The organism is Dactylosporangium sp. CA-139114 (assembly GCF_050955725.1).
Lineage (GTDB): Bacteria > Actinomycetota > Actinomycetes > Mycobacteriales > Micromonosporaceae > Dactylosporangium.
In genome coordinates, this window is the sequence record NZ_CP192080.1 from 9,454,106 (window position 1) to 9,477,719 (window position 23,614).

The following is a 23,614-nucleotide window of genomic DNA, read 5'->3' on the forward strand; positions in this document are numbered from 1 at the left end:
CGTCAGGCCTGGCGCTCGGCCAGCTCCACGACGTTGGCCAGCAGCATCGCGCGGGTCATCGGGCCGACGCCGCCCGGCATCGGGGCCAGGAACCCCGCCACCTCGGCCACGTCGGGGGCCACGTCGCCGACCAGCCGCGCCTTGCCGGACGCGTCCACGACGCGGGTCACGCCCACGTCGAGCACCGCCGCGCCCGGCTTGACCATGTCCCGGGTGAGCAGCCCGGCCGAGCCCGCCGCGACGATCACGATGTCGGCGTTGCGGGTGTGGGCGGCCAGGTCCCGGGTGCCGGTGTGGCACAGGGTCACGGTGGCGTTCTCCGTCTTGCGGGTGAAGATCAGTCCGAGCGGGCGCCCCGCGGTGGTGCCCCGGCCGATGGCGGTGATCTCGGCGCCGTTGATCGGCACGTCGTACCGCCGCAGCAGCTGCACGATGCCGTTGGGCGTGCACGGCAGCGGGGCCGGGATGTTCAGCACGAGCCGGCCCAGGTTGGTCGGGTGCAGCCCGTCGGCGTCCTTGCCGGGGTCGATGAGCTCCAGGAGGCGCTGCTCGTCGAGGCCGGCCGGCAGGGGCAGCTGCACGATGTACCCCGTGCACGCCGGATCCTCGTTCAGCTCCCGCACCGCCGCCTCGACCTCGTCCTGGGTCGCGGTCGCGGGCAGGTCGCGGCGGATCGAGGCGATGCCGACCTCGGCGCAGTCGCGGTGCTTGCCCGCCACGTACGCGTGCGAGCCCGGGTCGTCGCCCACGAGCACGGTGCCCAGGCCGGGGGTGATGCCCCGGGCCGCGAGCGCCGCCACCCGCGCGCGCAGCTCGTCCTTGATGGCGGTCGCGGTCGCCTTACCGTCGAGAATCGTTGCCGTCACGGATGCTGATCCTGCCATTAGAGTGCAGGGCGTGCTGCTTCGGCGGGGCGTTGTCGTCCTCCTCACCCTGTGCGTCCTGACGGCATGTGGCGATGACGCGGCGCCGCAGCCGACGGCGGGCCGGCCCTCGGGCGGGGCGAGCCAGGGCCGCCAGGTCGAGGAAGGCTCGGCCGGTCTGGCCGGCAAGGGCGCCTCGGCCGCGCCCGGGAGCACCGCGGATCGGGCCGCGCGGGCGCTCGCGTTCGTGCAGCGGCAGCCGGGCACCTTCGGCATCGTCGTGCGGGACCGGCAGACCGGGCAGGTCTGGCGGGCCGGGGACACGAAGGCGACGACCTGGACCGCGTCGACCATCAAGCTCGCGATCGCCGCCGACCTGCTCGAACGGCAGCAGGCCAAGGCGATCACGCTCGCCGCGGCCGACCGGGCGAACCTCGACAAGGCCCTGATCAACTCCGACAACGACGCCGCCACGGCGCTGTGGAACAAGTTCGACGGGCCCGGCATGCTCGAGCGGTTCAAGGCGAGGTTCGGCATGGGCGACCTCGCCGTCATCGACGGGTACGACACCTTCTGGCGCAATCTGCGGTGCAGCGCCGAGGATCTGCAGAGCCTGATGACGTACGTGCTGGAGAAGCTCGACGCGACGAGCCGGACCTATCTGGTGACGACGCTGCGGAAGGTCGCGGCCAACCAGCACTGGGGCGTGTGGGGGGCCGGCTCGGCGCTGCGGCCCGGCAACAAGGACGGCTGGGCGGAGAAGCCGGTCGACGGCAAGAACGTCTGGGTGACCCACACCGTCGGGTTCGCGGGCGACGGTGAGCGCTATGTCGTGGCCGCGATGTACGAGCAGAAGCCGGGCGGCACCCTGGAGAAGGGCGCCCACGCGGTCAGCGACGCGGTCGCGACCTACTTCGGGGCCAGGGTGCCCGCCCCCGTCACGCTGCCGTAGCCGGGGGCGGGCCGCCTTCGTCAGTGGAAGAAGTGGCGGGTGCCGGTGAAGTACATGGTCACGCCGGCGGCGTTCGCGGCCGCGATGACCTGGTCGTCGCGGATCGAGCCGCCGGGCTGGACGATCGCCTTCACGCCGGCCGCGATGAGCGCCTCGGGGCCGTCCGGGAACGGGAAGAACGCGTCGGAGGCGCAGACCGAGCCGGTGACCCGCTCGCCGGCCCGGCTGATCGCCAGGCGCACCGAGTCGACCCGGTTGACCTGTCCCATGCCGACCCCGACGGTCGCGCCGCCGGAGGCGAGCAGGATCGCGTTCGACTTGACCGCGCGCACCGCCCGCCAGGCGAACGCCAGGTCCGCCAGCGTCTCCTCGTCGGCGGCCGAGCCGGTGACGAGGGTCCAGTTCGCCGGGGCGTCGCCGTCGGCGTCGATGCGGTCGGCCGCCTGCACGAGCACGCCGCCGGAGATCTGGCGCTGCTCGGCCGGGGCCGGCGTCCAGACCGGGGCGCGCAGGACGCGCAGGTTCTTCTTGGCGGTCAGCAGCTCGGCGGCGCCCTCCTCGTAGGCGGGCGCCACCACGACCTCGGTGAAGATCTCGCTGATCTGCTTGGCCAGCTCGACGGAGACCGGGGCGTTGACGGCGATCACGCCGCCGTAGGCGCTGACCGGGTCGCAGGCGTGGGCCTTGCGGTGCGCCTCGGCCACGTCGGCGCCGACCGCGATGCCGCACGGGTTCGCGTGCTTGATGATCGCGACGCAGGGGTCAGTGAAGTCGTGCGCGGCGCGCCAGGCGGCGTCGGCGTCGACGTAGTTGTTGTAGGACATCTCCTTGCCGCCCAGCTGCTCGGCCTGGGCCAGGCCCGGGGCGGCGGCGGGGTCGGTGTAGAGCGCGGCGGCCTGGTGCGGGTTCTCGCCGTAGCGCAGGGTCGCCGCGTGGCGCAGGGCCGTGCCGGCGAACCGCTGGTCGTCGCGGGCGAACCAGGCGGCCACGGCGACGTCGTACTCGGCGATGTGCGCGAAGGCCTGCCCGGCGAGGGCGCGGCGCTCGTCCAGCGTGAAGCCGCCGTCGGCGACGGCCTGCAGTACCGACTCATAGGAAGCGGGCGACGTGACCACCGCGACGCTCGGGAAGTTCTTGGCCGCGGCCCGCACCATGGCCGGCCCGCCGATGTCGATCTGCTCGACGCATTCGTCGTCCGACGCGCCGGAGGCCACCGTGTCGGTGAACGGGTAGAGGTTGGAGACCAGCAGCTCGAACGGCTCGATGCCGAGCTCGCCGAGCTGGGCGGCGTGGGCCTCCAGGCGCAGGTCGGCCAGCAGCCCGGCGTGCACCTTCGGGTGCAGCGTCTTGACCCGCCCGTCCAGCGTCTCCGGGAAGCCCGTCAGCTGCTCGACCCGGGTGACCGGCAGCCCGAGGGCCTCGATGCGGCCCGCGGTCGTGCCGGTGGAGACGATCTCGACACCGGCGCCGGCGAGGCCGCGCGCGAGCTCCTCGAGACCGGTCTTGTCGTAGACGCTGATGAGCGCGCGCCTGATGGGACGGCGGTTAGCCACGGCCCAGCCTGACCTTTCGTTCGTTGACGGTCCACCCTTCGCGCACCATCCGCCCGACCGTGTCGACCAGCTGGCGGCGCTCGGCCACTTTGATCCGCTCCAGCAGCGTGTCCTCGGTGTCGTCGTCGAGGACCGGCACCGCGACCTGCGCGATGATCGCCCCGGTGTCGACGCCGCTGTCGACGAAGTGCAGCGTGGCCCCGGCGAGCTTCACGCCATAGGCGAGGGCGTCGCGGGGCCCGTGCGTCCCGGGGAACGCCGGAAGCAGGGCGTTGTGCGTGTTGACATACCTGCCCTCGTACTCGCCGAGAAACCGCGGCCCGACGAGTTTCATGAACCCGGCGGAGATCACGAGATCCGGCTGGAAGCGCGAGCACTCGGCCAGCAGCGCGGCGTCCCACTCGTCGCGGGTCGCGAAGCTCTTGACCGACGCCACGAACGTGGGCACGCCGTGACGCTCCGCACGCGCCAGCCCTTCGATGCCGGGGCGGTCCGCGCCGACCGCGACGACCTCGGCGCCATAGGCGGGGTCGTCGGCCGCGTCGAGCAGGGCCTGCAGGTTTGACCCGGAACCGGACACGAGCACGAGAAGCCGAACGGTCACTGCGAAACTCTATCGACCGGGTCGGCCCTGCTCAGCGCCGGGTCGCCCGCCATTTACGGACAAACTGCGCAAAACTTTAGCGTGTTACCGATACTCCATCGATTAGCACTGCGAAGAGTTGATCGGTCCAAGTAGGCTGCCGTGGTTCCGTATCCCCTCGGGACTACCCTGGTGCGGACCACCACACAGCAATTGTCCCCAGCCTTAGGAGCCAGCAGTCATGGGCTACCCACCACCGGGCCAGGATCCGTACGGGCAGCAGCCCAACCAGGATCCCTACGGCCAGCAGCCGCAGTACGGTCAGCAGCCCCAGTACGGGCAGCAGCCCGGGTACCAGGACCCGTACGCGCAGCCGCAGCAGCCCGCCTACCAGGACCCCTACGCCCAGCCGCAGCAGCCGGCGTACCAGGACCCGTACGCGCAGCAGCCGCCGGTCTCCGGCCAGCCGTACCCGACCTCGGGCGGTGCGTACCCGACCTCCGGTGGGGCCTACCCGGCCGCCGGCTACCAGGCGCCCTACGGTCAGCCCGCGGGCGGCCAGCCGCAGAACACGCTCGGCCTCGTCGGCATGATCCTGGGCATCGCCGCCATCCCGCTGGTGTTCTGCTGCTCGATCGGCCTGCCCCTGGGCATCGCGGCCGTGATCGTGAGCTACCTCGGCCAGAACAAGGTCAAGCAGGGCCTCGCCAACAACGCTGGCCAGGCCAAGGCCGGCCTCTTCTGCGGCGCCGGCGCGATCGGCCTGTGGGTCGTCTTCATCATTCTGGCGTTCGCGCTCAACCTGAGCTTGACGCCCACGTCCTACCCGTAAATCGCGAAACAGCTGAACGGGCGCGCGAGTTCCTCGCGCGCCCGTTTTGCGTTCAGGGCGACCTTGGTCGCGGCCGCCGACAGCAGCGCGCTCACTCGCGCGCCAGCTTTGACCGCAGGGCGATCTTGGTCGCGGCCGCCGACAGCAGCGCGCCGATCGCGACCATGAACATCGCGACGAAGCCGACCGCGCCCGCGTGGGGGCCGACGTCGGCCAGGCCGCCGGAGCCCAGCGAGCCGCTGGCCGCCGCGCTCACCAGCCCGAGCAGGACCCCGGCCACGGGCCCGGCGAGCAGGGCGGCGCCGAGCAGCGCATACCACGAGCGCCCGGGATCGAGCCGCAGCGACCGGCGGGCCAGCAGCCAGCCGGCGATCAGGGCCGCCAGCAGGGGCAGCCCGAGCAGCAGCGGGGCGTAGCCCGTCGCCGGTGTCGAGGGAAGACCGGCCAGCAGCGGTACGGCGGGCAGAGGCCCCACCGTCACGTGCGCCGCGCTGATGAAGGTCTCCGAGCCGATGGTGAAGCCGGGCCCGACGAGGTAGCTCGCGGCCCACGTCGCCACGTCCGGGGCGAAGAACCCGCACATCACCACGAGCCCGACCTGCCCGGCGATGCCCGTGTGGTAGTCGTCGATGATCTGGCTCGCGTCGCCGCCGCTGAACGCGACGGCCATGCCGGTGGTCGCCGCGCCGGCCCCGAGCACCAGCAGGGCGGCGACGGCCCCGGTGCGGGTCGCGTCGCGCAGCACCCGCGGCGTGCGGGCGGCGAGCCGGGCGATGCCGCGGGCCTCGGCGAACGCCCCGAGGGAGCCCGCGACCAGGCCGAAGCCGGCGAACGTGAGCGCGGCGCGGACCGGGGACACGGTGATGCCCTTGTGCCCGGCGATCGTGGCGGCGAGGGCGCCCAGCAGGCCGTACACCACCATGATCCCGGCCCCGGCGCGCGTCGCCGGCCATGGGGACCACGGCGTGCCCTTGTGGTGGGCGCGCGCGCCGATCGCGCGAGCCGTGTGCACGCCCGCGCGGTAGACCCGCCACGCGGCGATCGCGGTGAGCCCGAGCGGGGCGAGGCTGATCGGGCCGATGCCGGTTTGCAGCGGTACCCAATGGGCCAGCACCCAGCCGGCCAGCCCGAGGCGCAGCACCTGCCCGAGCGGGGCGCCGGAGCTGTCGAGGGCGAAGAGCAGCCAGACCACCAGCAGGGTCGGCAGCAGCGAGACCAGGGCCGCCCAGAGGGAGTTGACCACCGCGGCCAGCGCCAGCGGGGCACGCCGGGCCGGGCGCTTGGCGGGGTCCTTGCCTCGCACCGCGCGCCGCTGGATCGGCAGCCGGACGGTCTCGCGGTCGGCGAGCCGGGTCTGCGCCCCCTCTTCCGGGTCTTCAGGGGTGGTGGTCGGCATCGCCTTTTACTCTGCCAAAGACCGGACGGCCGGTCACGAACCCCGGCCGTCCGGACCTACGTCTTTACAGGGCGGTGACGATGTCCCGCATGAGGTTCGCCGTCTCCGTGGGGGTCTTGCCGACGGCGACGCCGGCCGCCTCGAGCGCGAGCTTCTTGGCGTCGGCGGTGCCCGCCGAGCCCGAGATGATCGCGCCCGCGTGGCCCATGGTCTTGCCGGGCGGGGCGGTGAAGCCCGCGATGTAGCCGACGACCGGCTTGCGCACGTTGGCCTTGATGAACTCCGCGGCCCGCTCCTCGGCGTCGCCGCCGATCTCGCCGATCATGACGATCGCCGCGGTCTCCGGGTCCGCCTCGAACGCGGCCAGCGCGTCGATGTGCGTGGTGCCGATGACCGGGTCACCACCGATGCCGATGCACGTGGAGAAGCCGATGTCGCGCAGCTCGTACATCATCTGGTAGGTCAGCGTGCCCGACTTGCTCACCAGGCCGATCTTGCCCGGGCCGGTGATGTCGGCCGGGATGATGCCGGCGTTGGACCTGCCCGGGCTGGCGATGCCGGGGCAGTTCGGGCCGATGATCCGGGTCTTGTTGCCGGTCGCCTGGGCGTGCGCCCAGAAGGAGGCCGTGTCGTGCACCGGCACGCCCTCGGTGATGACCACCGCGAGCGGGATCTGCGCGTCGATCGCCTCGACCGCGGCCGACTTGGTGCCGGCCGGCGGGACGAAGATGACGGTGGTGTCCGCGCCGGTCTGCTCCATCGCCTCACGGACGCTGGCGAACACCGGCAGCTTCGTGCCGTCGAAGTCGACCTGCTGGCCCGCCTTGCGCGGGTTCACGCCGCCGACCACGTCGGTGCCCGCGGCGAGCATGCGCCGGGTGTGCTTGGAGCCCTCGGCGCCGGTCATGCCCTGGACGATGACCTTGCTGGACTCGGTCAGCCAAACCGCCATGGTCGTTACACCCCACTCGCTGCGAGCTCGGCGGCCCGGCGGGCCGCGCCGTCCATCGTGTCCACCCGCTCGATCAGCGGGTTGGCGGCCTCGTCGAGGATCCGGCGGCCCTCTTCGGCGTTGTTGCCGTCGAGGCGGACCACGAGCGGCTTGGTGACCGCCTCGCCGCGGTCGGCGAGCAGCTGCAGCGCCTGCACGATGCCGTTGGCGACCGCGTCACAGGCGGTGATGCCGCCGAAGACGTTGACGAAGACGCTCTTGACGTCGGGGTCGCCCAGCACGATCTCGAGGCCGTTGGCCATGACCTGCGCGCTGGCGCCGCCGCCGATGTCGAGGAAGTTGGCCGGCTTGCTGCCGAGGCCCTCGCCCGCGTAGGCCACGACGTCGAGGGTCGACATGACCAGGCCCGCGCCGTTGCCGATGATGCCGACGTTGCCGTCGAGCTTCACGTAGTTGAGGTTCTTCTCCTTGGCCGCCTGCTCCAGCGGGTCGGCCGCGGCCTTGTCCTCGAGCGCCTCGTGGTCCGGCTGACGGAAGTCGGCGTTGGCGTCCAGCGTGACCTTCGCGTCCAGGCAGAGCACGGTGCCGTCGGTGGTCTTGGCCAGCGGGTTGACCTCGACGAGCGTGGCGTCCTCGGCGACGAACGCCTGCCACAGCTTGACCGCGATCGACACGACCTGGTCGGCGACGTCGGCCGGGAACTTGGCCTGCTCGACGATCTGGCGGGCCAGGGCCTCGTCGACGCCCTTGACGGCGTCGATGGCGACCTTGGCCACCTTCTCCGGGGCGTCGTGCGCGACGGTCTCGATCTCCATGCCACCCGCGACGCTGGCGATGCACAGGAAGGTGCGGTTCGCCCGGTCGAGCAGGTAGGAGAAGTAGTACTCCTCGGCGATGTCGGCCGTGGTGGTGACCATCACCTTGTGGACCGTGTGGCCCTTGATGTCCATGCCGAGGATGTTGGTCGCGTGCGTGGTCGCCTCGTCGGCGCCCTCCGCGAGCTTGACGCCGCCGGCCTTGCCGCGGCCGCCGACCTTCACCTGGGCTTTGATGACGACCCGGCCACCGAGTTGTTCGGCGATCGCCCGGGCCTCTTCAGGGGTCTCGGCGACACCGCCGCCCAGCACGGGCAGCCCGTGCTTGGCGAAGAGGGCGCGCCCCTGGTACTCGTACAGGTCCACAGTTGGTCCCGTTCCGTCAACCGTGCCGCCTGCCCCATCGCGAGGACGGCTCAACGATCGCAGCCTAACCAGGCGCGGGTCGTCCGGCTTCGCGCGGGTTCCCGATGTGCCCCATTCCACTCCCTGTGACTTTTCACTTCCGGGGGACACGGGCGCGACCGCGTAACCGCCCCGGCGGAGCGTCGTTGAGAGCAGTGTCGGCCCGCCCGCGGGAAACCCCGGGGGGCGAGGTCGGCACCAAAACGGCCGATGCCCTGTCGGTCGAGGGGTGGCGGCGGGGCATCGTGCGATAGAGGGGCCGGACGTGTGAGGGGTGCGTCCGGCCCCTCCCCCTGTTTCCATTTCGTGAGGGAGCTTCGCTTCCATTTCGTGGGGGAGCTTCGCTCCACCCACACCCCCTCAAGCTGAAACGATTCCTGCGGAAGCTGATTATTCGTCGGCGACCAGATTCCCCTGCGCCCATTCCACGATGGACTGTGTCGTCGCGCCCGGGGTGAAGATGGCGGCCACGCCGAGCCGCTGGAGTTCGGGCAGGTCCTCGTCCGGGATGATCCCGCCGCCGAACACGGTGACGTCGGCGGCGCCCCGCTCGGCGAGCAGCTCGATCACCCGGCGGAACAGCGTCATGTGCGCGCCCGAGAGCACCGACAGCCCGACGGCGTCGGCGTCCTCCTGGATCGCGGTCTCCACGATCTGCTCGGGCGTCTGGTGCAGCCCGGTGTAGATGACTTCCATGCCGGCGTCGCGCAGCGCGCGCGCCACGATCTTGACGCCTCGGTCGTGCCCGTCGAGGCCAGGCTTGGCGATGACGACGCGGGTCCGCGCGCTCATCCTCACGGTCCTTCCCGGCCGTTCGTGGCGGCCACTGGGTCGAGCCCGCACCGTTGCGGGATCTCAGCCGAAGGTACCGCACGCCGGGCGACCCATTCCGCGGTGCGCGCGCAACGACGACCCGACAATGCGGTTACGCACAATTCACCCGACGGGCTTTTATTCGGCGCGGCGCGCAGCACAGCTTGTGCGAACGATTCCGGCGTGGCTACCGTGACGTTCGGTCAACAGCATTTTTGATTTATGTTCACGATTTCCTCGTCCTGTGTCCGACTCGGAGGTTCCCGCGTTGCCAGCAAGGAACACGCGCGCGAACTACCGCGGCCGCCGCCGTCTCGAGGATCCCCGAACCCGTTATCTCACCGTATTCACGACCGCGCTGGTCGCCTCGGGAATCGTGGCGCTCGGCACCGCCACCACGCTGCCCGGCTCGCACACGGACGGGCTGTCCATGCAGTCCACGGGCAACTACGACGACATCTCGACCCGTTCGGGCGACCGCGCGAGCCGCGGCGTTGTCCACAGCACGGTGACGACCGCGAACCAGCCCGCACCGGACGTGTGGATCCTGCCGCTGCGCAAATACACGCTGACCTCGTTCTACGGCCAGCGCTGGGGCCGGCTGCACCCCGGCGTGGACCTGGGCGCGGCCCAGGGCACCCCGTTCGTGGCCGTGGCCGCGGGCAAGGTCATCCTGTGCCGCTGGAACGCCGGCTACGGCAACAACGTGATGATCGACCACGGCGACGGCGTCGTCACCGTGTACGGCCATGCCTCCAAGCTCCTCTGCAGGGAGGGCCAGCGGGTCAAGGCCGGGGATCCGATCGCGCTGGTGGGCAACACCGGGCATTCCTTCGGGTCGCACCTGCACTTCGAGGTCCGCGAGAACGACAAGCCGGTCGAACCGCTGTCCTTCATGCGCGAACACGGCGTGGACATCCAGCGGCACACGGAAGCGATCTATTCGTAAATCCTTTTCGGCTCTCGGCCGATTTCACGTTTCCGCTCCGATCGGACGCTCAGCCGCACCGCATTCCCCCGGCGGCCGCCGCTACAGCTCGCCGCGCTGTTCCCAGGGCGCGCAGGCAATTCGAAGGGTCGTTCCGCGGCCGGGCGGGATTCCGCACGGCGCGGCGCCCGCATCCATCCCCGGCACGCCCCTCACACGCGTCACCGCTCTCGTCCACTGTCGCGCCGGGCAGCGCGCACTGCTCTGGCGGCGCGCGGTGCGAACCCGCGCCCACCCGCGGGCCTTCGCTTGTCGGACGGCCGGGACCGGCCACGGCCCGATCTCCGCGCCGGCTCGAACGACCCACGCCTCCGGTCGCCCGCAGTGCCTCGCGCCCGGGACGCCCGCGGATCTGGCCCACGTCCGGGACCTGCGGTCCTTGTCCCGCGGACTCGGGCGCGGGGACGCCGTTGTTCGCCCTCCGCCGCTCTGACCGACGCGAACCGCCCGCCGCAGGACGCCCGGCCGAATCGCCCCGGCCCGGCCGGCCGACGTGAGCCCGAAGCGGCCAGGGTGGAGTCGATCCGGCTGGGCTGGACACGCCGGCTGGGCTGGACACGCGCGGGGCCTTGCCGGGAGTCGCCGCCGTGGCCGACGCCGGACTTCAGCAACTCCCCCCGGCGCCGGGCGCCGCGGACCCCGCGCGTCGCGCGCCCGCCGAAGTGCCGAGTCGCGCCCGTGCTCAGATGACGCTCAGATACACCTTCGTGGCCTTCTCCTCCCGGGTCGCGACCACCACGCGGCCGTCCGCCGCCTCGATCGTGGCCTCCGGACAGCGCGTGTCGCAGGCGATCGCGCGCTCCTCCATCGTGGAGCCGTCGTTCGTCGAGGCCGTGAGCAGACGGAGAGCGCCGGCGGTGTTGCGCCACAGCGTGTAGACGCGGCCGTCGGCCGTCGTCGCCGCCACCGGCTGATAGCCGCCGAGTCCCGCGAGGTCGGCCTTCCACTGCTCCTTGCCGGTCGCGGCCTCGACGGACGCGATCCGGGCCTTGGCCGAGCCCGCGCCGGCGTAGACGATGCTCGCGCCCACGGCCAGCGGCAGCGGGCCGGGCGCTTCGTGGCGGGCCCCGACCGAGCCGCTCACCGCGTCCATGTACGTCACCCGCTGCGGAGCCGCGCCCGTCAGCGTCACGAACCCGGCGCCGGAGGAGAGGACCCGCAGCTCGGTCGTGCCGCGCTGGATCGCGTGCCACGACCAGCGCTCCGCCCCCGACCCGGCGTCGAGCCCGACGGCCACGTCGTCGACGCCCTGGGCCCGGCACCGCAGCGCGACCGCGACGGTCTGCGGGGAGCCGGCCAGGTCGGTCACGTCGCACGCCGCCCCGCCCCGCGCCGGGGTCCACCGCCAGCGCTGGGTGCCGTCGTGGGAGTCGATGCCGAGCAGGTCCCCGGCGCCGATCCCGGCCCCGGACAGCACCGCCGTGCTCCCGGCGGCGCGGACGGTCGCCATCTTCCCCGACTGGTACCGCCGGGAGAACCGCTCCGCCCCGCTCGCCGCGTCGAGCGCGGTGACGAGCACGCCGTCGTCGGTGCCGAACACGACCACGACCGCGCCGTCGACCAGCCCCGCGGCCTGACTGGGCAGATCGGATCGCACGTATTGCCAGGCCGGGGTGGCGTTGCCGAGCCAGACCGCCCGGATGCCGTCGGCGGCGCGGACGACGGCCAGGCCCTTGTGGACGCCGACGAGCTGCACGCCGGGGTATGCCTGCGGCCCCGTCTGCCCCTGCGAGGTCGCCGGGGCCGCGCCGGCGGTCGTGGCGTCCACGAACCTTCCCTCGCGCGCCCAGGAGATGCCGTATCCGGCGGCCACGGCCAGCGCGACTGCGAAAACCCCCACGGGAGCCCACCGCCGCCAGTTCGCGCCGGGCAGGCGGCCCACGCCGGTGACGACCAGCAGCACCCAGCCCAGGACCAGCGCGGCGGTCCCCACCACGGTCACGGGCCCGCCGAGCCCGATGCCCGCGCTGGGCTCGACCAGGCGGGCGAGCGCCACCGCGATCACGGTCGCCGCGGCGGCCGCGACTCCGGCGACCACCGAGATCAGGCGCGAGCGGCGCGGCTCACTGCGGCCGTACACCACGCAGAGCCCGCTCAGCAGGGGCCCCAGGAACGCGATCCCGGCGATGGTGACCAGGTCGGGATGGCGGCCGCCGGCCATCGTCCACGGCAGTGCCAGGCCGGCGATGGTGGCGACCACGCCGAGCCCGATGACGACGACGCCTGCGGCGCGAGCGATGAGGTTCACGAGGACAGGATGACGGGTGGGTACGACAGTTGCTCTTCGGGCAGGAACGTCAGCTGCCGATCCGCGCGACCACCGGCACGTCCAGATCGGTCTGCGGCGCCTGCCGGACGTGCCGCCCGCGCCCGTCCAGAGCCTGCGCCACGCGACGGCCGAGCCGCTGCGCCGGCCGCTCGACAAGACGATGGGTCAATTCGCTGATGCCCAGCGACAGGGCCAGAAACCCAAGCGCCCACAGCACCTGCACGAACACGGGCTCATGCAGGTGGCGTTGCATGACCGGCCCCATCCACAGAATCACCACGTAGTGCACCACGTAGACCGAGTAGCTGATGACCCCCAGCCGCACCAGCACCCGCGGAACACGGCGGCGACGCAACCCCATCCCGATGACGAACAGCACCGCCACGAGCGTCAGCGTTCCGATCCACGGGCGGGTCGAACGCAGACTCGCCGCGCTCAGATCGGACAGCGCCCACCAGGCACTGGCCATGACGCAGGCGAACACCACCCCGATCGCCGGCGCGGTGACCCGCCAGGAGAACTGGCCCTGCTCAGCTCGGTACAGCGCCGTGCCGGCGAACATCAAGGCCGGAATCGAGAGCAGGAACCAGCCGGGGAACCGGCCGCTGGTCACCAGCAGCGCCGCGGCCAGCCCTGTGAGCACCACCGCGCCCGCCCCCACCAGCGCCGGCCGGCGGCTGACCAGGGCGCCGACACCCAGCACGGTGGCCAGCACGACCAGAACGGCCGCCCGCCGTGGACCCAGGCCGAGCGAGGGCAGCGTGACGAGCGGGAACAAGCCCCCCAGCCCGGCCGCGAGGCCGGCCCACGCGACCGCCCACGCAGCGCTGAACCGATGCCATCGGACCACGAACAACGCCGATACCAAGAGATAGAAAATCATCTCGTAGGACAGCGACCACAGCACCGCCGGCACCGACGGAAGACCCAGAATGTCCTGCAGCATCACCGTCGACGCGATCGCCGCCGCCAGCCCGTGCTTGACCCCCAGCGACTGCGCGGACACCACACCGGTCACCAGCATGATCAGCGTTGCGCCCATGCCCGCCAGCATCATCGGATACAGCCGGAACACCCGGCCGGTCCAGAACGCACGCAGGTCACCCCGGCGCTCCAGCGACGCCGGCACGATATACCCACTGATCACAAAAAACAGGAACACCCCGGCCTGACCCGGGTTGAACCAGGAATCCAGATGCACCCGCACCGCGCGCAGGATGTTGTCAGTGGCGTGCTCATACACCACCAGCAGCACCGCGACGCCTCGCAGCGCATCCAACCAGTCCAACCGCGCGTGCCGGTCGACCTGTTCTCCGGCACCCTGGCGTCGCACCAAGGCAGCATAGAGAACCCCCGACTTTTTGTCAGCCGCCCTACCAGACACCTCACGCACCGTCCAACCTGCCGCCACCAACCGGAGCCGGCGATACCCACCACCGCGGACATGGCTAGGGCGGTCCCTCCGGCCGAAGGCCATCCGGACCGCCCTTTTGTCTGGCGGGAGCAACGGTCCGCAAGTGACGCGGACCCGAGCAAAAAGCGTTTCAGATCTTCTCCACCGCGGCGTGCCGCAGCACGATCCACATCACCTGGTCGCCGAAGTCGATCTGGGCCTGGGCTCGGGGGCCGGCGCCCTCCACGGCCAGGACTCGGCCGAGCCCGTAGCGCTGGTGGTTGACGCGGTCGCCCACGGCCAGGGCCGGCACGTCGCGCTGGAGCTCGCTGGCCGTCGAGAGCTTCGACGCGTCCAGGCCCAGCTTCGCGGCCAGCTGGGCGGCCTTCGGCGTGCCGCCCACGAAGGACGAGTTGCGGGACTGGGTCGGGCCCGAGGAGCGGCCGCCCACGCCCGCGCGGCCGGACCAGCTCGTGTAGGACGCCTCGGTCCGCTCCCAGCGCATGAGCTCCGGGGGCAGCTCCTCCAGGAAGCGCGACGGCGGGTTGTAGGACGGCTGGCCCCAGGCGGAGCGGGTCACGGCGCGCGAGATGTAGAGGCGCTGGCGGGCCCGCGTGATGCCCACGTAGGCCAGGCGGCGCTCCTCCTCGAGCTCCTTGCGGTCGCTCATGGCGCGCTGGTGCGGGAAGACGCTGTCCTCCAGGCCGGTCAGAAAGACGACCGGGAACTCCAGGCCCTTGGCGGTGTGCAGGGTCATGAGGGTCACGACGCCGGTGTGGTCGGGGTCGTCCGAGGGGATCTGGTCGGCGTCGGCCACCAGGGAGACCTGCTCCAGGAAGCCCGCGACGCTCGGGGGCGGGGCGGCGGTCGCGTCGCCCTGCTCGGCGGCCACGGCGACCGTGGCCTCGGCGCGCTCGGTGTATTCGCGGGCCACGCTCACGAGCTCCTGGAGGTTCTCGACCCGGCCGGCCTCCTGCGGGTCGGTGCTCTCCTCGATCTCGCCCAGGTAGCCGGAGCGCTCCAGGGCGGCCTCCAGGACCTCCTCGGGCATCGCCGTCTCGGCCAGGGTGCGCAGGTCGTCGAGCAGGGCGACGAAGTCGCCGATGGCGTTGACGGCGCGGCTGGAGATGCCGGGGGCCTCGGCCGCGCGGCGCAGGGCGGCGCCGAAGGAGATGCGGTCGCGGCTCGCGAGGGCCTCGACGCAGGCCTCGGCGCGCTCGCCGATGCCGCGGCGCGGGGTGTTCAGGATGCGCCGGACGCTCACCGTGTCGTCCTCGTTGACCACGGCGCGCAGATAGGCCAGCGCGTCGCGGACCTCCTTGCGCTCGTAGAAGCGGACGCCGCCGACGACCTTGTAGGGCAGGCCGAAGCGGATGAACATCTCCTCGAAGACGCGGGACTGCGCGTTGGTGCGGTAGAACACCGCGACGTCGGCGGGGCGGACGCCCTCGTTGTCGCAGAGGCGGTCGATCTCGCGGGCGACCCAGTCGGCCTCGGCGTGCTCGGTGTCGGCGACGTAGCCGACGATCTGCTCGCCGGGGCCCTGGTCGCTCCAGAGGCGCTTGGGCTTGCGCTCGGTGTTGCGGCCGATCACGGCGTTGGCCGCGGACAGGATGGTCTGGGTGGAGCGGTAGTTCTGCTCCAGCAGGATCGTGTGCGCGTTGGGGAAGTCGCGCTCGAACTCCAGGATGTTGCGGATCGTGGCGCCGCGGAAGGCGTAGATCGACTGGTCGGCGTCGCCCACCACGCAGAGCTCGCCGGTGGTGCCGACCAGCTCCTTCACCAGCATGTACTGCGCGTGGTTGGTGTCCTGATACTCGTCGACGAGCACGTGGCGGAAGCGCCGGCGATAGGTCTCGGCGACCTCCGGGTGGCTCTGCAGCAGGTGGACCACGCGCATGATCAGGTCGTCGAAGTCGAGCGCGTGGGCCTCGGCGAGGCGCTGCTGATAGAGCGTGTAGGCCTCGGCGAGCGCCCGCTCGGCCGGGCCCTTGGCGGTGCCGGCGAAGGTCTCCGGGTCGACGAGCTCGTTCTTGAGGTTGGACACCTGCGTGGCCAGGCCGCGGGCCGGGTAGCGCTTGGGGTCCAGGTCGAGCTCGCGGGCGACGAGCTGCATGAGGCGGCGCGAGTCGTCGGCGTCGTAGATCGAGAACGTCGACTTGAGCCCGGCGTGGTCGTGCTCGGCGCGCAGGATGCGCACGCAGGCGGAGTGGAACGTGGACACCCACATCAGCCGGGCGCGGTTGCCGACCAGCTTGGCGACCCGCTCCTTCATCTCGCCGGCGGCCTTGTTGGTGAACGTGATCGCGATGATCTCGCCGGGGTGCACGTGGCGCTCGCCGAGCAGGTAGGCGATGCGGCTCGTGAGCACCTTGGTCTTGCCGGAGCCGGCGCCGGCCACGATGAGCAGGGGCTGCCCCTCGTGCGTCACCGCGTCGCGCTGGGGGCCGTTGAGCCCGTCCAGCAGGTCGCGCCTGGGTGGCCTGGGCTGCGCCGCCGAGCCCTCGGGCTGCGGCGGGCGGGACTGAGGTACCTCGAAGAGAGCATGCATCGCAGGGGCGACTCTACGCCGACCGTCCGACAGTTTCCGGCGCCCCGGGCCCGGCGGGTCGAACGGGTGACCGAAAACCGACGCCGTCCCAACTTTCGGAAGACCTTTCCGCTGACCTTGACGTCGTGCCATACTCGGCAACGTGATCGAGAGCGCACGCTACTTTTTTTACGGCTACCGGAGTCCGGCAGCCGTAGGTCGCGCCTGATCGCAGAACCTATCGACGCCCCGGGCTCCGAAGCCCGGGGCGTTCGCGTTCCCGGGGAGCCCACCCCGAGTCAGAGGAACGAAGAGAAATGGCCGCCATCACCATGGAGCAGCAGCCCGCCGACGCCCAGACGGCAACCCCCGACCAGCACATCTCCGGCCTGCGGACCCGCATCGACGAGATCGACTCGGCGATCGTGGCGCTGTGGAAGGAGCGGGCCGCGATCTCGCAGGAGGTCGGCAAGACCCGCGTCGCCGCCGGTGGCACCCGGCTCGTGCTCAGCCGCGAGCGCGAGATCCTCGAGCGCTTCTCCCAGGAGCTCGGCGCCGACGGCACGCAGCTGGCGCTGCTGATTCTTCGTGCGGGTCGCGGGCCGCTGTAGGCGGTACAAATAGGAACATGACGTTTCCTCCCTCGGCCGCGCCCCTGACCGACGTGCAGCGCGTGCTGTGTGTCCTCGCGCACCCCGACGACGTCGACTTCGGCTCGGCCGGCACGATCGCGACCTGGGTCGATGCCGGCATCGAGGTCGCCTACCTGCTGGTGACGCGCGGCGACGCGGGCGGGTTCGACGACACGCCGCGCGAGCAGATGCCGGTGCTGCGCGAGGCGGAGCAGCGGGCGGCCGCGGCGGCGGTGGGCGTGAAGCAGGTGGAGTTCCTCGACGGGTACCGTGACGGCATCCTCGAGCCGACGATCGGGCTGCGCCGGGACATCACGGCGGCCATCCGGCGGTTCCGGCCCGACCGCGTGCTGACCAGTTCGCCGCTGCGGCGCTGGGAGCGGCTCGCCGGGCCCAGCCACCCCGACCACCTGGCGGCGGGCGAGGCGACGACCTGCGCGGTGTACCCGGACGCGCGCAACCCGTTCACGTTCACCGACATCGGGCTCGAGGCCTGGACCGTGCGGGAGATCTGGTACAGCGGCGGCCCGGACCCGGATCACATCGTCGACATCACCGACACGTTCCCGCGCAAGCTCGCCGCCCTGCGCGCGCACGCCTCGCAGACCGCCCACCTGGACGGCTTCGAGGAGATGCTGCGCGAGCGCCACGCGATGGTCGCCCGGGCCGGCGGCCTGCCCGAGGGACGCCTGGCCGAGGGCTACTCGATCTTCTCGACCGCCTGAGGAACAACGGCCGAAGCGCATGACTCGGGTCCGCGGTGGTGCGGACCGTCGCTCCCGCCAGACACCGCTGGGCGCTGGCGCGCCGACGCTGCCAGGCCCGCGGTTGGTCACCCCACCCGAATGTCACGCACTCGGCACCAGCCGCGGCCTCAGACCAGACGGCGGTCGGCAGCCCAGCGTGACAGCTCGTACCGGTTCGACATCTGCAGCTTCCGCAGCACGTTGGAGACATGCGTCTCGACCGTCTTGATCGAGATGAAGAGCTCCTTCGCGATCTCCTTGTACGCGTACCCCCGGGCGAGCAGCCGCAGCACCTCCCGCTCGCGGTTGGTCAGCTGGTCCAGCTCCGGGTCGGCGACGGGCGCGTCCGGGCGGGCGGCGAACGCGTCGAGCACGAAGCCGGCCAGCCGCGGCGAGAACACCGCGTCACCGTCGGCCACGCGGCGGATGGCGTCGGCCAGCTCGTCCGGGGAGATGGTCTTGGTGACGTAGCCGCGGGCGCCGGCCCGGATCAGCCCGATCACGTCCTCGGCCGCGTCGGAGACCGACAGGGCCAGGAAGCGCACCTGCGGATGGGTGCGGCGCATCGCGTCGAGCACCGCGCGGCCGCCCCCGTCGGGCATGTGCACGTCGAGGAGCACCACGTCGGGCTCCAGCGCGGAGATCTTCTGCACCGCCTCGGCCACGGCGCTCGCCTCGCCGATGACGTCGACGTGCAGGCCGAGCTCGGCCCGCACGCCTGCCCGGAACATCGCGTGGTCGTCGACCAGGAACACGCGCAGCCGCTGGGTCTCTTCGGTGCTCATCGCTCTCCGCTTTCAGAAGACGAACTGGTGGCCGCGGGTTTGCGGCGCCGGGCCTCGGTGTCGATCGGCATGCTGAGGCGCACCTCGGTGCCCTCCCCCGGCGCGCTGCGGATCTCGGCCTTGCCGCCGTGGCGCTGCATGCGCAGGACGATCGAGCCGCGCACCCCGTGCCGATCGTCGTCCACCGCGGACAGGTCGAAGCCGGCGCCCCGGTCGCGCACGAAGACGCTCACGCAGTCGGGCTCGACCTCGGCGTACAGCGAGATCGTCTGCACCTTCGCGTGCTTGGCCGCGTTCACCAGCGCCTCCCGCCCGGCCGCGACGATGGCGCCGACCTTCTCGTCGACGTCGACGTCGCCGACCACGACGGTCTCCACGGCGACCGCGAACGTGTCCTCGACCTCGGCCGAGGCCTCCTCCAGCGCGGCGCTGAGCTTCTCCATGGGCGAGGCCGCCGGCTTGTAGAGCCAGTTGCGCAGCGTCCGCTCCTGCCCCCGCGCGAGCCGCTGGACCTCCTTGACGTCGCCCGCGTTGCGCTGGATCAGGGCGAGCGTGTGCAGCACCTGGTCGTGGATCATCGCCGCCAGCTCGGCCCGCTCCTGCTCGCGCACCCGGGCCTCGCGCTCGGCGCTGAGCTGGGTGAACATGCGGTACAGCAGCGGCGCGAGGGCGAGCCCGACACCGGCCAGGGCCACGGCCGCGAACGCGAGCCCGTAGCCGATCGAGGAGAACGGCACGCCCCGCAGCGGGAACACCCCGACCACGAACACGCCGATGATCCCGGCCACCACGAGCAGGCCGCCGCCGACGAAACGCAGGAGGTAGGACTTGCGGTTGTTGTCGACCGCCGCGCCCAGCCACGGCATCCCGGGAACGGTCGCCGACCAGCGCTCGCGGCGCTTCGGGTCCGCCTGGTGCCAGATGATGCCGGCGCCGAGCGCGATGATCGCGGCGAGCCAGCCGATCACCGACGAGACACTGCCGTCGGGCTGCACCATGAGGCGCAGGATCACGATGCCGACGCCGAGCGCGAGGAACGAGAACAGCTGGTTGACGTTGCGCCCGCCGCCGCGCCCGTGCGGCTGCAGCGGCAGGACGGCCCAGAACGCGGCGTAGAGCAGCGCCCCGAGCCCGTTGAACGCGGCCAGCACCACGAACGCCGCCCGAACCAGCACGACCGGCGCACCCAGGTGCGCGGCGATGCCGGCGGCGACCCCTCCCACGACCCGGTCGGCGGGCTCGCGGTAGAGGCGGCGGACGGGGAACGGGCTGCTCATCGGGCTCGTCTCTGCTCGGGGCGCGGATTCGGTACCCCCAGATCGTCACATGGATCCAGGGCGCGAAACCACTCCGAACGCCCCGGAGCCACAGAATCAGGGTGGCGTCAGGGTCGATGCCTGAGGCGGCCCGCCCCGCCCGTCCGCCAGCATGGATGACATGACGAACCCGCCTGCCGCCGACGAGCCGGCCGCCCACGCCGTCGCGGGACGGGGCGCGGAGCCTGATCCCGCGCCGCCCGCCGTCCCCGGGGCCGGCGACGCGACGCCCGAAACGCCCAAGCCGGAGTCGGACACCGTGCGGCTCGACGCCACCGCCGCGGACGAATCCGGCAGAACACCCAAGGACGACGGGCCCCGGCTCGAGGCCGAGTACGAGCCGGCGAACCCGTCCGCGCCGTTCGAATGGCCGACGGGCGATACCGGGGCTCCCCCGCCGCCGCAGGCAGACGTGCCGCCGCCCGGGGGCACGCCGCCACCCCCGCCGCCCGGGGGCACGCCACCACCCCCGCCGCCGTTCGGCGCACCACCGCCGCCACCGCCCCCGTTCGGGTCCGCGGGGTTCAACCGCCACCTGCTCGTCCGGCCGCAGCAGGGCCGGTACATCGCGGGCGTCTGCGCCGCCATCGGTCGCGCCACGAACACCGACCCCACGCTGTGGCGGGTCATCTTCGCCGTGCTGACCCTGGCCGGCGGCGTGAGCATCGTCGCGTACCTGCTCGCCTGGCTCCTGCTGCCCGCCGAGGGCGACACCGGCTCCCCGCTCGAGGCGCTGCTCGGCCGCGGCCGCTCCGGCACCTCCGCGCCCCTGGCGATCGTCATCGGCGTCGGCGCGGTGCTCGCGTTCCTGCTGGTCATGTCGCAGAACTTCGGCGCCGCGCTGGTCGGGCTGGCCGTGGTCGTCGGGGTGATCGCGCTGGTCGTGCGGGGGCAGGCCGGCAACGGCGAGTCGCCGCCGGGGCCGTTCGTGCCGCCGGCGGTGCCCAACCCGCCGCCCGCGCCGTTCGCGGCCGCCGGCGCGCCGTTCGGAGGCCCGCAGTTCCAGTCGACGGCACCAGGCCCCTCGTTCGGCCCCATGTCGTTCGGTGCGCCGTCGTTCGGCCCGGCACCGATGCAGCCCCAGGCCCCAGTGACCCCAGGAGCACCCACGATGTCCACCGTGCCCGGCGCGCCCCCGGCGCCCGAGTCCGGCACCGACCCGGCCGCGGACTTCCCGGCCGGCGACCGCCTCGCCCCGGCACCGCCGGCCCCGCAGCCCGCGGCGTACGCGGAGGGCAAGTCGCCGACGATCGGCCCGCGACCGCCGCAGCTGCCGCCGTTGCCGCCCCTGCCCCCGCTGCCGCCGATGCCGGGCAGCGGACCCGGGGCCGGCTACCGGCCGCCGTTCGCGCCGCACGGGCCCTACGCGGCCTCCAGCCCGTACGCGGCCAGCCTCGGCTACCCGCCCCCCGGCGTGCCGATGTCGCCGTATCCGGGCCTGGCCCCGACGCCGCCGCCGAAGAAGCCCAAGGAGCGCTCGCGCCTGGGCCGGATCACGTTCTCGCTGATCCTGCTCTCGCTGGGCATCCTCGCGGCGCTCGAGGTCACCGTGGCGGACTTCAAGGCCTCGACGTTCTTCGCGGTACCGCTGGCGATCACCGCCCTCGGCCTGCTCACGGGCGCGTGGCTCGGCCGGGCGCGGATCCTGATCCTGCTGGGCGCCGTGCTGAGCATCGCGCTGGCGATCGCGACCGCGGCGACGGGCACCTCGGTGCCGCACCGCAGCGACAACATCACCATCCAGCCGACCTCGTTCGACCAGCTGGGCGAGCGGTACTCCACCGACATCGGCAACATCGCCGCCGACCTCACGCAGCTCAACTTCAAGGCGCAGGAGGTCACCCCGACGGTGGTCGCCTTCCGGATCGGTACCGCGGGCAACCTGACCATCACGGTCCCGCCGGACGTGGACGTGACGGTGAGGGTGCACGTCCAGGGCGGGGACTGCCGGGTGTTCGGGTCCAGCTGCGGCGGGTTCAACACGACCACCACCGTCACCGACTACGGCGCGGACGGGCCCGGTGGCGGCAAGCTGGAGCTGGACCTGGACACGCAATGGGGAGATGTGAGGGTGGACCGATGAAGCCGCACCGTCTGGACGGAGTCTCGCTGACGTTCGGCCTGATCTTCCTGGGCATCGTGGTCGTCTGGCTGTTCAACCAGGCCGTCTCGGTGCACCTGAACGCCGGCTGGATCGTGGCCGTGGGCCTGATCCTGTTCGGGGGGCTCGGCCTGCTGGGGGCGCTGCGCTCGGACAAACCCGAGCGTGGCCGGGCCGGGCCGCACGGCGATGGGCTCGACTACGACCTGGACGCGGAGTAGCCCGGCCGGGCGGGGGGCCCGGCTCGCGTTGCAGGACGTGGACCGCCGCATCGCGGCACGGAATATGCTGGCCGACGGGGTTCGTGACCCCGTCGGCCAGCTGCCTGTTGCGGCCAAGACATCTTCACCCTTCTGCCTTTGAGGAGCCCTTCCGAGATGACCCAGTTTCCCGTTGGCGGCACATCCGGCGCTTCCCGCCGCCCGATCCAGATCGGTGACCGGGCCGCCCGGGTCCTCGCCTCCGAGCTCGCCCGCCACGGCGGTCCCAAGACCGGCCTGGTGGTCGGCGCGGCCGCCGGCTCGGCGGCGCTGGCCGCGGTGATCGACGCGCTGCTGCCCGACGACCGGCTGACCGTGGTCGGCACCGGGCCCGGCACGGCCGCCGCCCTGCGCGAGCACGTGGAGCGCCAGGGCCGCTGGGTCGCCGACCGCACCCGCGTGATCGACTCGATCGACGCCGCCGAGCCCGCCGACGTCGTGATCCACGCCGAGGCGCTGAGCGGCAGCGCCGAGGACGCCCGCGAGGTGCTCGGCGGCCTGGCCAAGCTGGTCGCCGACGGCGGCGTGCTCACCGTCGTGGTGGCCGCGACCCGCCTGCCCAGCGGGGCGGCGGACGAGGTCGAGCGGCAGGCGGCGCTCTACGGCGTCGGCAGCGACCTGGTCCTGCGCAACGTCCCGCCGGTGCGCATCCACCGGCTGCGGCACACCCCGGCCCACCACAGCGCGGCCGAGAAGCTCCTGCCGGCGCTGCGCCCGTCCAGCGTGCCGCTGACCCGGGGCATGAACATCGACTCCAACGGCGTGGCCGCCGCCGGCATCGCGCTGGGCCTGGCCGCGCTGGCCAAGGCGGCCCGCCCGAAGTCGAAGCTCTGGCTGGTCCCGGCCCTGGCCGCGGCGCCGGTGGCGGCGTTCTTCCGCGACCCGCAGCGCGACGTGCCGGAGGACGCGAAGGCGATCGTGGCGGCCAGCGACGGCAAGGTGCTCGGGGTCGAGCGGATGCACGACAAGCGCTTCGGCGACATGGAGTTCCTGCGGATCGCGGTGTTCCTGTCGGTGCTCGACGTGCACGTCAACCGCGCGCCGGTGGCCGGCAAGGTGGTCGACTACTTCGTCGAGGACGGCGGCTTCGCGGCGGCGATGAAGCCGGAGGCGGAGCACAACGTCGCGGCGTACACGCTGCTCGACACGGCCCACGGCCCCGTCGCGGTCGTGCAGCGCACCGGGCTGATCGCGCGCCGGATCGTGCAGCGCGCGCCGATCGGCTCGCTGCTGGCCAAGGGCGAGCGGTTCGGCCTGATCCGCTTCGGCTCCCGCACCGACGTCTACGTGCCCGCGGACAAGGCCGACCCCGAGGTCGCGCCCGGCGACCGCGTGGTGGGCGGCCAGACGGTCATCGCCTCCTGGAAGTAGGCAGCAAGCGAAACGGCCCCGCTCCGGCAATCAGGAGCGGGGCCGTTTCGCTTGGGAAG

20 protein-coding genes are annotated in these 23,614 nt (G+C 72.4%); 8 read left to right on the forward strand and 12 right to left on the reverse strand.

All coding sequences use genetic code 11. The annotated features are described in order from the left end of the window. Positions 1-2 precede the first annotated feature (2 nt). The gene (locus ACQP2P_RS42415; RefSeq protein WP_433610837.1) at positions 3-866 is read right to left on the reverse strand and encodes a bifunctional methylenetetrahydrofolate dehydrogenase/methenyltetrahydrofolate cyclohydrolase; all 864 of its coding nucleotides are present in this window, start codon (positions 864-866) and stop codon (positions 3-5) included. Between the two features lie 31 nt (positions 867-897). Between ACQP2P_RS42415 and ACQP2P_RS42420 the strand changes: the two genes are divergently transcribed. After that, positions 898-1,815 carry a hypothetical protein gene (locus tag ACQP2P_RS42420; RefSeq protein ID WP_433610839.1) on the forward strand — a complete coding sequence of 306 codons (918 nt, stop codon included), beginning with the start codon at positions 898-900 and terminating at the stop codon, positions 1,813-1,815. Positions 1,816-1,835: 20 nt separating this feature from the next. Here the strand turns inward: ACQP2P_RS42420 and purH are convergent, their stop codons facing one another. Both purH and purN read right to left on the reverse strand, forming a co-directional pair. Beyond that, on the reverse strand, positions 1,836-3,368 hold the full coding sequence (gene purH, locus ACQP2P_RS42425; protein WP_433610841.1) for a bifunctional phosphoribosylaminoimidazolecarboxamide formyltransferase/IMP cyclohydrolase: 1,533 nt from the start codon (positions 3,366-3,368) through the stop codon (positions 1,836-1,838). Further along, positions 3,361-3,972, reverse strand: coding sequence for a phosphoribosylglycinamide formyltransferase (purN, locus tag ACQP2P_RS42430; protein WP_433080674.1), 612 nt, complete (start codon positions 3,970-3,972; stop codon positions 3,361-3,363). Before purN ends, purH begins: the two co-directional genes overlap by 8 nt. Positions 3,973-4,192: 220 nt before the next feature. Here purN and ACQP2P_RS42435 point away from each other — a divergent pair, with 220 nt between their 5' ends. Further along, positions 4,193-4,783 carry a DUF4190 domain-containing protein gene (locus tag ACQP2P_RS42435; protein ID WP_433610843.1) on the forward strand — a complete coding sequence of 197 codons (591 nt, stop codon included), beginning with the start codon at positions 4,193-4,195 and terminating at the stop codon, positions 4,781-4,783. Positions 4,784-4,874: 91 nt separating this feature from the next. On the opposite strand, the gene ACQP2P_RS42440 is transcribed toward ACQP2P_RS42435, so the two are convergent. The 4 genes from ACQP2P_RS42440 to ACQP2P_RS42455 all read right to left on the reverse strand — a co-directional run bounded on the left by ACQP2P_RS42440 (position 4,875) and on the right by ACQP2P_RS42455 (position 9,143). Beyond that, positions 4,875-6,179, reverse strand: a complete 1,305-nt coding sequence (locus ACQP2P_RS42440) for a cell division protein PerM (protein WP_433610845.1) — start codon at positions 6,177-6,179, stop codon at positions 4,875-4,877. A gap of 64 nt (positions 6,180-6,243) precedes the next feature. Then, entirely contained in the window at positions 6,244-7,131 is an 888-nt protein-coding gene (gene sucD, locus ACQP2P_RS42445) for a succinate--CoA ligase subunit alpha (RefSeq protein ID WP_433610847.1), read from the reverse strand. Between the two features lie 5 nt (positions 7,132-7,136). After that, positions 7,137-8,312: an ADP-forming succinate--CoA ligase subunit beta gene (gene sucC / locus ACQP2P_RS42450; protein ID WP_433610849.1), complete on the reverse strand. Its 1,176-nt coding sequence runs from the start codon at positions 8,310-8,312 to the stop codon at positions 7,137-7,139. Positions 8,313-8,741: 429 nt separating this feature from the next. Further along, positions 8,742-9,143 carry a cobalamin B12-binding domain-containing protein gene (locus ACQP2P_RS42455; RefSeq protein ID WP_433080684.1) on the reverse strand — a complete coding sequence of 134 codons (402 nt, stop codon included), beginning with the start codon at positions 9,141-9,143 and terminating at the stop codon, positions 8,742-8,744. Positions 9,144-9,540: 397 nt separating this feature from the next. Between ACQP2P_RS42455 and ACQP2P_RS42460 the strand changes: the two genes are divergently transcribed. Beyond that, positions 9,541-10,113: a M23 family metallopeptidase gene (locus ACQP2P_RS42460; protein WP_433610852.1), complete on the forward strand. Its 573-nt coding sequence runs from the start codon at positions 9,541-9,543 to the stop codon at positions 10,111-10,113. Between the two features lie 721 nt (positions 10,114-10,834). On the opposite strand, the gene ACQP2P_RS42465 is transcribed toward ACQP2P_RS42460, so the two are convergent. The 3 genes from ACQP2P_RS42465 to pcrA all read right to left on the reverse strand — a co-directional run bounded on the left by ACQP2P_RS42465 (position 10,835) and on the right by pcrA (position 16,365). Further along, positions 10,835-12,400, reverse strand: a complete 1,566-nt coding sequence (locus ACQP2P_RS42465) for a hypothetical protein (RefSeq protein WP_433610854.1) — start codon at positions 12,398-12,400, stop codon at positions 10,835-10,837. 49 nt (positions 12,401-12,449) lie between these two features. Next, positions 12,450-13,754 carry an acyltransferase family protein gene (locus tag ACQP2P_RS42470; protein ID WP_433610856.1) on the reverse strand — a complete coding sequence of 435 codons (1,305 nt, stop codon included), beginning with the start codon at positions 13,752-13,754 and terminating at the stop codon, positions 12,450-12,452. A 211-nt stretch (positions 13,755-13,965) separates the two neighbouring features. Next, positions 13,966-16,365, reverse strand: coding sequence for a DNA helicase PcrA (gene pcrA, locus ACQP2P_RS42475; protein WP_433610858.1), 2,400 nt, complete (start codon positions 16,363-16,365; stop codon positions 13,966-13,968). 311 nt (positions 16,366-16,676) lie between these two features. On the opposite strand from pcrA, the gene ACQP2P_RS42480 reads away from it, so the two are divergent. Further along, on the forward strand, positions 16,677-16,955 hold the full coding sequence (locus ACQP2P_RS42480) for a chorismate mutase (RefSeq protein WP_433619509.1): 279 nt from the start codon (positions 16,677-16,679) through the stop codon (positions 16,953-16,955). Between the two features lie 17 nt (positions 16,956-16,972). Further along, positions 16,973-17,701, forward strand: a complete 729-nt coding sequence (locus tag ACQP2P_RS42485; RefSeq protein ID WP_433610859.1) for a PIG-L deacetylase family protein — start codon at positions 16,973-16,975, stop codon at positions 17,699-17,701. Positions 17,702-17,850: 149 nt separating this feature from the next. On the opposite strand, the gene ACQP2P_RS42490 is transcribed toward ACQP2P_RS42485, so the two are convergent. Then, on the reverse strand, positions 17,851-18,507 hold the full coding sequence (locus ACQP2P_RS42490; protein ID WP_350611938.1) for a response regulator transcription factor: 657 nt from the start codon (positions 18,505-18,507) through the stop codon (positions 17,851-17,853). After that, positions 18,504-19,784, reverse strand: a complete 1,281-nt coding sequence (locus tag ACQP2P_RS42495; RefSeq protein ID WP_433610861.1) for an ATP-binding protein — start codon at positions 19,782-19,784, stop codon at positions 18,504-18,506. Before ACQP2P_RS42495 ends, ACQP2P_RS42490 begins: the two co-directional genes overlap by 4 nt. Before the next feature lie 160 nt (positions 19,785-19,944). On the opposite strand from ACQP2P_RS42495, the gene ACQP2P_RS42500 reads away from it, so the two are divergent. The 3 genes from ACQP2P_RS42500 to ACQP2P_RS42510 all read left to right on the forward strand — a co-directional run bounded on the left by ACQP2P_RS42500 (position 19,945) and on the right by ACQP2P_RS42510 (position 23,555). Next, complete coding sequence (locus tag ACQP2P_RS42500) at positions 19,945-21,906, forward strand: PspC domain-containing protein (protein ID WP_433610863.1); 1,962 nt, start codon at positions 19,945-19,947, stop codon at positions 21,904-21,906. Next, positions 21,903-22,145 (forward strand): hypothetical protein, encoded by a 243-nt coding sequence (locus ACQP2P_RS42505; protein ID WP_433610865.1) that lies wholly within the window; start codon positions 21,903-21,905, stop codon positions 22,143-22,145. Before ACQP2P_RS42500 ends, ACQP2P_RS42505 begins: the two co-directional genes overlap by 4 nt. 156 nt (positions 22,146-22,301) lie before the next feature. Continuing rightward, on the forward strand, positions 22,302-23,555 hold the full coding sequence (locus ACQP2P_RS42510) for a phosphatidylserine decarboxylase (protein ID WP_433610867.1): 1,254 nt from the start codon (positions 22,302-22,304) through the stop codon (positions 23,553-23,555). Positions 23,556-23,614: the final 59 nt, after the last annotated feature.